The sequence below is a fragment of the Mesorhizobium sp. M7A.F.Ca.CA.001.08.2.1 genome (genome assembly GCF_003998455.1).
In the GTDB taxonomy this organism is placed as follows: Bacteria; Pseudomonadota; Alphaproteobacteria; order Rhizobiales; family Rhizobiaceae; genus Mesorhizobium; species Mesorhizobium ciceri.
On the sequence record NZ_RZPW01000173.1, the window covers coordinates 1 to 9,428 of the forward strand.

9 protein-coding genes are annotated in these 9,428 nt (G+C 63.2%); 6 read left to right on the forward strand and 3 right to left on the reverse strand.

Going from position 1 to position 9,428, the window contains the following annotated elements; genetic code table 11:
• From EN914_RS12905 to EN914_RS12925, 5 genes are all read left to right on the forward strand, one after another.
• The coding region (locus tag EN914_RS12905; RefSeq protein WP_164778731.1) for an ABC transporter permease at positions 1 to 599 on the forward strand (599 nt) is incomplete at its 5' end.
• 23 nt (positions 600 to 622) lie between these two features.
• Positions 623 to 1,657 carry an extracellular solute-binding protein gene (locus EN914_RS12910; RefSeq protein WP_024502676.1) on the forward strand — a complete coding sequence of 345 codons (1,035 nt, stop codon included), beginning with the start codon at positions 623 to 625 and terminating at the stop codon, positions 1,655 to 1,657.
• Between the two features lie 64 nt (positions 1,658 to 1,721).
• On the forward strand, positions 1,722 to 2,918 hold the full coding sequence (locus EN914_RS12915; protein WP_024502675.1) for a serine hydrolase: 1,197 nt from the start codon (positions 1,722 to 1,724) through the stop codon (positions 2,916 to 2,918).
• Between the two features lie 36 nt (positions 2,919 to 2,954).
• Positions 2,955 to 4,136 carry a serine hydrolase gene (locus EN914_RS12920; protein WP_024502674.1) on the forward strand — a complete coding sequence of 394 codons (1,182 nt, stop codon included), beginning with the start codon at positions 2,955 to 2,957 and terminating at the stop codon, positions 4,134 to 4,136.
• 125 nt (positions 4,137 to 4,261) lie between these two features.
• On the forward strand, positions 4,262 to 6,589 hold the full coding sequence (locus EN914_RS12925; RefSeq protein ID WP_024502673.1) for a Tex family protein: 2,328 nt from the start codon (positions 4,262 to 4,264) through the stop codon (positions 6,587 to 6,589).
• Between the two features lie 58 nt (positions 6,590 to 6,647).
• Here EN914_RS12925 and EN914_RS12930 read toward each other — a convergent pair whose 3' ends face one another.
• Genes EN914_RS12930 through EN914_RS12940 form a run of 3 tightly spaced genes read right to left on the reverse strand, consistent with a single transcriptional unit; the run spans position 6,648 to position 8,167 of the window.
• On the reverse strand, positions 6,648 to 6,959 hold the full coding sequence (locus tag EN914_RS12930) for a type II toxin-antitoxin system RelE/ParE family toxin (RefSeq protein WP_024502672.1): 312 nt from the start codon (positions 6,957 to 6,959) through the stop codon (positions 6,648 to 6,650).
• Between the two features lie 3 nt (positions 6,960 to 6,962).
• On the reverse strand, positions 6,963 to 7,217 hold the full coding sequence (locus EN914_RS12935; RefSeq protein ID WP_013529822.1) for a type II toxin-antitoxin system ParD family antitoxin: 255 nt from the start codon (positions 7,215 to 7,217) through the stop codon (positions 6,963 to 6,965).
• Between the two features lie 53 nt (positions 7,218 to 7,270).
• Positions 7,271 to 8,167 carry a LysR family transcriptional regulator gene (locus EN914_RS12940; RefSeq protein WP_024502671.1) on the reverse strand — a complete coding sequence of 299 codons (897 nt, stop codon included), beginning with the start codon at positions 8,165 to 8,167 and terminating at the stop codon, positions 7,271 to 7,273.
• Between the two features lie 137 nt (positions 8,168 to 8,304).
• Here EN914_RS12940 and EN914_RS12945 point away from each other — a divergent pair.
• A partial coding sequence (locus EN914_RS12945; protein ID WP_164778732.1) for an acyl-CoA dehydrogenase occupies positions 8,305 to 9,428 on the forward strand: 1,124 nt, incomplete at its 3' end.

The following is a 9,428-nucleotide window of genomic DNA, read 5'->3' on the forward strand; positions in this document are numbered from 1 at the left end:
GTTCCTTCCAGATCGGCTCCATCGCGGCGGTGCTCTCCACGATCTTTGCCACCATGGCGGCGCTCGCCACCACCCGCACCGCGTCCTATCCCGGCCTCACCTTCAAGTATGCGGCGATCAACCAGCCGCTGATGGTGCCCGAGATCGTCACCGGGGTGGCGCTGCTGATCTTCTTCTCGCGCATCAAGATCTTCACCGGTTATTCCGGCATCGGCTATCTGGTCGCCGCGCACACGGCGTTCTGCATTCCCTTTGCCTATTTGCCGATCCGGGCGCGGCTTGAGAATATGGACCTGACGCTGGAGCGTGCCGCAGCCGACCTCTACGCGACGCCCTGGAAGACGTTCCGGCGCATCACGTTGCCGCTTCTGTGGCCCGGCATCCTGGCCGGGCTGATGCTGGCCTTCGTCATCTCGCTCGACGACGTCGTCATCACCGAGTTCGTCAAATCGGGCGGCCAGGACACGCTGCCCACCTACATGCTCGGCCAGATCCGCCGCGGCATCACACCCGAGATCAACGCGATATCGACCGCCTTCCTGCTGCTCTCGGTTGCCATCGTCACGTTGTTTTTCTTCGTCAGCAGGAAACGAGACTGAACCGAAAAATGGGAGTTAAAACCATGAACTGGAAGACAACAGCAACCGCCATGGGGTTGGCGTTGCTCGCCTCGACGGGCCTGGCCCGCGCCGACGGCGTGCTCAACATCTACAATTGGGGCAACTACACCAGCCCCGACGTGATCAAGAAGTTCGAGGCCAAATACAACGTCAAGGTGACCATCACCGATTACGATTCCAACGACACCGCGCTGGCCAAGGTTCGCCAGGGCGGCACCGGCTTCGACATCGCGGTGCCGTCGCAGACCTACGTGCCGATCTGGATCAAGGAAGGTCTCCTGCTCGAGACGGATCCGGGCAAGATGGAGAACTTCAAGAACGTCGCGCCGGAATGGGCCAATCCTGAATTCGATCCGGGCCGCAAATATTCGGTGCCGTGGGCCTGGGGCACGATCGGCGTCGTCGTCAACACCGATGCCTACAAGGGTCCGGCCGACAGCTGGGGCATCGTCTTCAACACGCCAGACGAGCTAAAGGGCAAGGTCAACGTCGTTCCGGAGATGGGCGACGTCATCTTCGCGGCGATCAAATATGTCGGCGGCCAGCAGTGCACCGACGACAAGGCGGTGCTGAAGAAGGTGCGCGACCTTCTGGTGGCGGCCAAGCCGAACTGGATCGCGATGGAATACAACACCATCGAGAAGATGGGCGCCGGCGATTTCAAGGCGACCAGCGACTGGAACGGCTCGGCGCTGCGCCAGCGGCTGGCCAATCCGGCTATCCACTACAACTATCCGAAGGAAGGCTTTGGCCTGTGGAGCGACAACGTCGTCGTTCTGAAGGAAGCCAAGAACGTCGACAATGCCAAGCTGTTCCAGAACTTCATCATGGATCCGGAAAACGCGGCGGGCCTCTCGGCCTTCCACCGCTATGCCAATGCCATCAACGGCTCTGACAAGTACATGCCTGCCGACATGAAGGACGCGCCGGAAGTCGTCATTCCGGCCGATGCCAAGCCGAAAGGCGAATTCCAGAAGATGTGCCCGCCGGAAACGCAGGAACTCTACACCAAGATCTGGACCGAACTGCAGAAGTAATCGCTGCATGACAGACCCGGCGGCACATGCCGCCGGGTCTTTTCTTTTCCGGGAATGGCCTTTCATGGACTCCTATCGCAACAGCGATCCGCGGCCGCCGATCATGCAGGGCTCGCCGCCCGCCATGGTGCCGCCGAAGCTCGACTGGGACCGGCCGCCATGGAACCGCTGGGCGTTCCAGCACATCCGTGAAATTCTGCCGACCGCCGAAGTCTGGCGCGGCAACGGCCATCGCCGCCGTCTCGAACGCGCCGAGGTCGATCTTGACGGGCTGGCGGTCGAGGACAGCGAGGGCAAGCCGACGACACTCGCCGGGCTGCTCGACGAGACCTATACGGACGGTTTTCTGGTGCTCAAGGACGGCAAGATCGCCTATGAGCGCTATTTCAACGGCATGGGTGAGCGCACGCTGCACCTGTCGCAGTCGATGGCCAAGTCCGTCACCGGTTCGGTATTCGGCATACTGGTCGGGCGCCGCTTGATCGATCCGGCCAGGCCGGTCACGGATTATTTGCCGGAGCTCGGCGCCACCGGCTGGGCCGGCGCCAATGTGCAGCATGTGCTCGACATGACGAGCGGCGTGCGTTTCTCCGAGGAATATACCGACCGCTATTCCGACATCGGCCAAGTCGATGTCGCCACCGGCTGGAAGCCGGTGCCGCCGGGCAGCGATCCGGATTTTCGCTGGCCCTCGCACATGTTCGAGCTGATCCTGGGCTTGAAGGACACGATCCGTCCGCACGGGGCTCAATTCGAATACCGCTCGATCGAGACCGACGTGCTTGCTTTCATCATGGAGCGGGTGACAGGCAAACGGCTGCCGCAACTGGTTTCGGAAGAACTCTGGCAAAAGCTCGGCGCCGACGAAAGCGCCTGCTTCACCGTCGACAGCGCCGGCTATGCGGTGGCCGATGGCGGCTTCAATGCAACGTTGCGCGATTATGGCCGCTTCGGCCAATTGATCCTCGACAATGGTGGCGGCGTCGTGCCGGCCGGCTGGGTCGAGGACACGCGCAACGGCAGGCATGGGCCGGACTTCAGCCCCAGCCTGCCGGAGGGCAGCTATCGCAACCAGTTCTGGATCGAGGACCCGCGCTCGCGCGCACTGATGTGCCGCGGCGTGTTCGGTCAGATGATCCATATCGACTGGAACACCGGAATGGTCGTGGTGAAGCTTTCGACCTGGCCGGATTTCGCCAATGGTGCCTATTCCATAGCGACGCTGAAAGCCGTGCACGCTATCGCCACGGCGCTTCGCTGAGCCCCCACAAAGAAGAAACGACCGGAAGGAAACGCCATGACCGGCAAAACCGTGTTCGAGACCCGCTATGGCTTCCGGCGCAACCAGGTCGTGCTCGCCAATTGGCGCGAGAACCCGTTCAACCGGTGGTCGTTCCAGAATCTCGGCGAACTGGTGCCGACCGCCCGGGTGGCGGCGACGTCGGGCGTTGTCGAAATCCCCGTGCGCGATATGGGCGGCCTGCTCGGCGAGAAGGTCGCGATCGCCGGCACACCGGAGACGGTGGCTGATTTTCTCGCACGTTCGAGCACCGACGCACTGACGGTGATGAAAGGCGGCAGGATCGTCGGCGACTGGTTCGCGCCGCATATGGATTTCGGCGCCCGCCACATCATCTTTTCGATCAGCAAGTCGCTGACCGCCATCATTGCCGGCATACTGGAAGGCGAGGGGGTGTTCGACCCGGAAGCGCCGGTGACGGCCTACATCCCCGAAGCCGCCGGCTCGGCCTATGGCGATGCGAGCGTGCGGCATGTGCTCGATATGAGCGTCAGTCTCGATTTCGAGGAAGCCTATCTCGATCCGGAAAGTGCTTTCGCCCGCTATCGCCGTGCCACGCTGTGGAATCCGGGCGGCGGTACGGAGAGCCTGCGCGAATTCATCCTGACCCTGCAACGTCTTGCAGAGCCGCATGGCCAGACCTTCCGCTACCGCTCGCCGAATTCCGACCTGCTCGGCCTGCTGCTCGAGCGTGCGTCGGGCCAGCGGTTCACCGACCTGATGCGCGAGAAGCTGTGGCTGCCGCTCGGCGCTGTCAGCGAAGCCTCGATCGGCGTCGACATGGAAGGCACGGCGCGCACGGCCGGCGGCATTTCGGTGACGCCGCGCGACCTGGCGCGTGTCGGCGAGATGATGCGGCAAGGTGGCATGGCCAATGGCCGCCGCATCGTACCGGAAGCCTGGGTGCGCGACACGACCAGCACTGGCGGCAGTGCGGACGCCTGGCAGCGCGGCGCGATGCTGCCACTGTTTCCCAAGGGCCGTTACCGCAACAAATGGTACCAGACTGGACACGAGAACGGCGCCTATTGCGGCATCGGTATTCATGGCCAGTGGCTGTATGTCGATCCCAGGACCGAAGTGGTGATCGCCAAGATGTCGTCGCAGCCGGAGCCTGTCGACGATCCGCTCGATATCGAGATCGTCGCGTTCTTCGAGGCGCTCAGCCGGATAATCTAGCGCGGCTGTCCACCACATTAGCATACGCTTTCTTGTGGACCCGCTGGGCTGATCGAAGCGCGGCGGTTGGCGGGCCGGACGTCTGCGCCTATGGTCGCCGCTCTTTGGATGAGAGCAGGAACGACATGGCATCCGACATCAAGCGCATTGCAGCCATCATCGCGGCCGAGATCAGCGCGCGGCCCGAACAGGCGGCCGCGGCGATCGAACTGCTCGATGAGGGCGCGACAGTGCCGTTCGTGGCGCGCTACCGCAAGGAAGTCACCGGCGGGCTCGACGACACGCAATTGCGCGATCTTGCCGAACGCCTTGCCTATCTGCGCGAGCTCGACGCGCGCCGCGACACCATCCTTGGCTCGATCCGCGAACAGGGCAAGCTGACCGAGGAGCTTGAAGGCAAGATCGTCGCCGCCACCACCAAGGCGGAACTTGAGGACATCTACCTGCCCTACAAGCCCAAACGCCGGACCAAGGCCGAGATCGCCAGGGAGCGCGGGCTGGGGCCGCTGGCCGAAGCCATCTTGGCGAACCGCTCATTGGTGCCTGCCGAACTGGCGCTGGCCTATGTCAGCGAAGAGGTGGCCGATACCAAGGCGGCGCTCGAGGGCGCGCGCGACATCCTGTCGGAACAATTCGCCGAGAATGCCGATCTGGTCGGCAAATTGCGCAGCTACATGAAGGAGCGCGCCTTCATGCGGGCCAGGGTGGTCGACGGCAAGCAGGAGGCCGGCGCGAAATTCTCCGATTATTTCGACCATGTCGAGCGTTGGGCAAATGTGCCGAGCCATCGCGCGCTGGCGATGCTGCGCGGCCGCAACGAGGAAGTGCTGTCGCTCGACATCGAGGTCGATGCCGATGACACCTCACCGGTGAAGCCGGTCGAGCGGATGATCGCCAATGCCTATGCCATCGGCGGCAGCCTTCCGGGTGACAGATGGCTGATGGAGGTGGCGGGCTGGACCTGGCGTATAAAACTGTCGCTGCACCTGACGCTCGATTTGATGCGCGATCTGCGCGAGCGGGCGGAGGAGGAAGCGATCCACGTCTTTGCCCGCAACCTCAAGGATCTACTGCTGGCCGCTCCCGCCGGCTCGCGCGCCACGATGGGGCTCGACCCCGGCATCCGCACCGGCGTCAAGGTGGCGGTGGTCGACGGCACTGGCAAGGTGCTGACAACGACGACGGTCTATCCATTTCCGCCCAGAAACGATGTGCGTGGCACGCAGGCGGAACTCGCCAAGCTCATCCGCCTGCACAAGGTCGAGCTGATTTCGATCGGCAACGGCACCGGCAGCCGCGAGACCGAAAAGCTGGTGGCCGACATGCTGTCCGACATGCCGGCGGACGGTGGCCCCAAGCCACTGAAAGTGATCGTCAGCGAGGCCGGCGCCTCTGTCTATTCGGCATCGGCAACCGCGGCGGCGGAATTCCCCGGTCTCGACGTGTCGTTGCGCGGCGCTGTCTCGATCGCCCGGCGGCTGCAGGATCCGCTGGCCGAACTGGTCAAGATCGAACCCAAATCGATCGGCGTCGGCCAGTACCAGCACGATGTCGACCAGTACCGGCTCGGCCGCTCGCTGGAAGCGGTGGTCGAGGACGCGGTCAATGCCGTCGGCGTCGATCTCAACACTGCCTCGGCGCCGCTTTTGGCGCGCGTTTCAGGTCTGGGCGCATCGCTGGCCGACGCGATCGTTGCGCATCGCGATGCGACCGGGCCCTTCGCCAGCCGGAAGGATCTGCTCAAGGTGCCGCGGCTCGGACCTCGGGCCTTCGAACAATCCGCCGGCTTCCTGCGCATTGCCAATGGCAGCGAGCCGCTCGACGCCTCGTCGGTGCATCCGGAGGCCTATGGCGTGGCGAAGAAGATCGTCGCTGCCTGCGGGCGCGATGTGCGGTCGTTGATGGGCGATAGTGCCGCGCTCAAGGCACTCGACCCACGCGTCTTCGTCGACGAGCGTTTCGGCTTGCCGACGGTGCGCGATATCCTGGCGGAGCTGGAAAAGCCCGGCCGCGACCCGCGCCCAGGCTTCAAGACGGCGACCTTCGCCGACGGCATCGACGACATCAAGGATCTCAAGCCCGGCATGCTGCTGGAAGGCACGGTCACCAACGTGGCCGCCTTCGGCGCCTTCGTCGATATCGGCGTGCATCAGGACGGGCTGGTGCATGTCTCGCAGCTGGCCGATCGGTTCATCAAGGATGCGCATGAGGTGGTCAAGGCCGGCGACGTGGTGAAGGTGCGGGTCGTCGATGTCGACATCAAGCGCAAGCGCATCGCGCTTTCCATGCGCAAGGATAGCGGCGAGGGTGGTGCTCCGCGCAGCGGACCGCGCGACAATGGTGGCGGCAGGCCGGCACCACGTTCGCCGGCACCCCAGCAACGCCAGCCGGAGCGGCCGGCGCAACAGGGAGCGTTCGGTGCTGCTTTGGCGGATGCGCTGAAGCGAAAGTAGCTATTCTGCGACGAGCCCTATGAGTGTTCCAGCCCAACGAGACAGGGAGGCGTGGAGTTCAAGAGCCATTGAGTGGCTGTCCTCCCTCAAGAATAGTTGGGATGTCGCGGGCACCATGCAAGACGCGCTCGACACGCACCTCATCGCCGTCGGTGGTGTAGAAAATAACATAGCGATGAAATGCAAAGGAGCGCAGGCCGGGCCATAGGGTCGGGCGGGGGACGCCGCCATGCGGCACGTCTGCAATGCGGCTACAGCGTTCCCTGAGCGCGGCAATGAAGCGCCGACCCGCAGCCGGATTTTCAGCATGGATGTAGTCGCTGATCTCTTCGACGTCCTGCGCGGCGGCTGGCGCAAATATGACCGCCATAGTTCACGGCTTTCCGCCGCGGTATTTTGCTTCCAGCCGCTGAAATACCTCTTCGGCAGGGATACCTGGGCCGCTTTCCACGCCTTTGCGGATATCCGCGCGCAACGCAGCAAGCTTTGCCTTACGCTGTTCTTCGCGCTCTTCCAGCAGGCGCAGGCTATCGCGCATAACCTCACTGGCGCTGGCATAGCGGCCGCTTTCCACCAACTCGCGAACCAATGTCTCATAGCGGGTGCCGATGCTGTAGCTTGCAGGCATGGTCTCTCCTTTCGCTTTATCCAATATTATCAATTTTTGATAAACCGGCCAAGTCAAATTTGACGTGCGACCTGATCCAGCAGCCAGTCGCGAAAACTGGCGACCGGCGGATGGCCGCGCTTGTCGTGCGGGACGACGAGATAGTAGGCACTGCGGCTTTGCATGGGCTGGCCTGGCGCCGGCACCAGCTGGCCGCGCTGCAATTCGCCTGCAATAAGGATCAACGGCAGCAGCGCCACACCAAGCCCCGCCATGCAGGCTTGGGCGGCGGTGCCGAACTGTTCGAACTGCATGCCGGGTCCGGTCGGCGCGCTCAGGCCCTGATGCTCGAACCATTCGGTCCAGGCGCCAGGACGCGTCGCCATGTGCAGCAGCGGCAGGCGGCCGATATCGGCCGGTGAGGCGATGGCGCGGCCGGCGAGGAATTCGGGCGACACGACCGGCGCCACGGTTTCGCGCACCAACAGTGTCGAGTCGGCCTCCGGCCAGTCCGGCAGGCCGTAGTGGATGGCGGCATCCAGCCTCTCCCTGGCGAAGTCGAAGCGACCGACGCGGGTGACGAAGTTGATGGTGATATCGGGATTGTTTTCGACGAAATCGGGGATCATCGGCATCAGCCAGCGCGTGCCGAAGGTCGGCAAAATGGCAAGGTTCAGCATGCCACTATGCCGATTGCTCATCAATCCAAGGGCTGCGTCACGCAATTGCCCAAGTGCTGAACGAACCGCCTCGGCGTAGATCTCGCCCGATGTCGACAGCCTGACATTGCGGCTGTCGCGTTCGAAGAGCCGGCGGCCGAACTGATCTTCCAGAAGTTTGATCTGGCGGCTGACCGCGCCCTGGGTCAGATCTAGCTCCTGGGCGGCGGCGGTGAAACTGCCCAGCCGGGCTACAGCCTCGAAGGCGGCAAGGGCGCTGATGTTGGGCAAAAGGCGGCGCTGGACACTCATGATCCATTCTTAATGCTCATTGATCGGTGAATCAATTTCGTTTGATTTTTTCGAGGCACAGGCCGATAGAACGGGCCAACATTTTGCTTCATGCGTGTCATCGTTTTGAGCGACATGCATTGGTTTGGGAGAACGTCATGGCCGCCGACAAGAACGCATTCGTCTGGGAAGACCCGTTCCTGATCGAGGGCCAGCTTTCGGAAGACGAGCGCATGGTGCGCGACGGGGCGGCCGCCTTCGCCGCCGACAGACTGGCGCCGCGGATCGAGGACGCCTACCTCAACGAGACCTTCGACACCGCGATCTTCCGTGAAATGGGCGAGGCCGGCCTGCTCGGCATCAACATCCCTGAAGAATTCGGCGGGCTTGGCGCGAACTACGTCACCTATGGGCTGGTCGCACGCGAAGTAGAGCGCGTCGATTCCGGCTATCGGTCGATGATGTCAGTGCAGTCGTCGCTGGTGATGTATCCGATCTATGCCTATGGCTCGGACGAACAGCGCAAGAAGTACCTGCCCAAGCTCGCCAGCGGCGAGTGGATCGGCTGTTTCGGCCTGACCGAGCCGGATGCAGGCTCCGACCCGGGCGGTATGAAGACGCGCGCCGAGAGGACCGCCAACGGCTACAAGCTGTCCGGTTCGAAGATGTGGATTTCCAACGCGCCCGTCGCCGATGTGTTCGTCGTCTGGGCGAAGCTGAAGGGCGAGAACGGCAAGGACGAGATCCGTGGCTTCGTGCTGGAAAAGGGCATGAAAGGGCTTTCGGCGCCGAAGATCGGCGGCAAGCTGTCGCTGCGGGCGTCGATCACCGGCGAAGTGGTGATGGAAGGCGTCGAGGTCGGCGAGGACGCGCTGCTGCCCAACGCAAAGGGCCTTGGCGGACCGTTCGGATGCCTCAACCGGGCTCGCTTTGGCATTTCCTGGGGCTCGATGGGCGCCGCCGAGGATTGCTGGCACCGCGCCCGCCAATACGGTCTCGACCGCAAGCAGTTCGGCAAGCCGCTGGCCGGGACGCAGCTCTACCAGAAGAAGCTTGCCGACATGCAGACCGAAATTGCGTTGGGATTGCAGGCGTCCTTGCGCGTCGGGCGGCTGCTGGATGAAGGCAAGATGGCGCCGGAAATGATCTCGATCGTCAAGCGCAACAATTGCGGCAAGGCGCTGGACATCGCCCGCCAGGCCCGCGACATGCATGGCGGCAACGGCATCCAGATCGGCTACCACGTCATGCGCCATGCGCAGAACCTGGAGACGGTCAACAC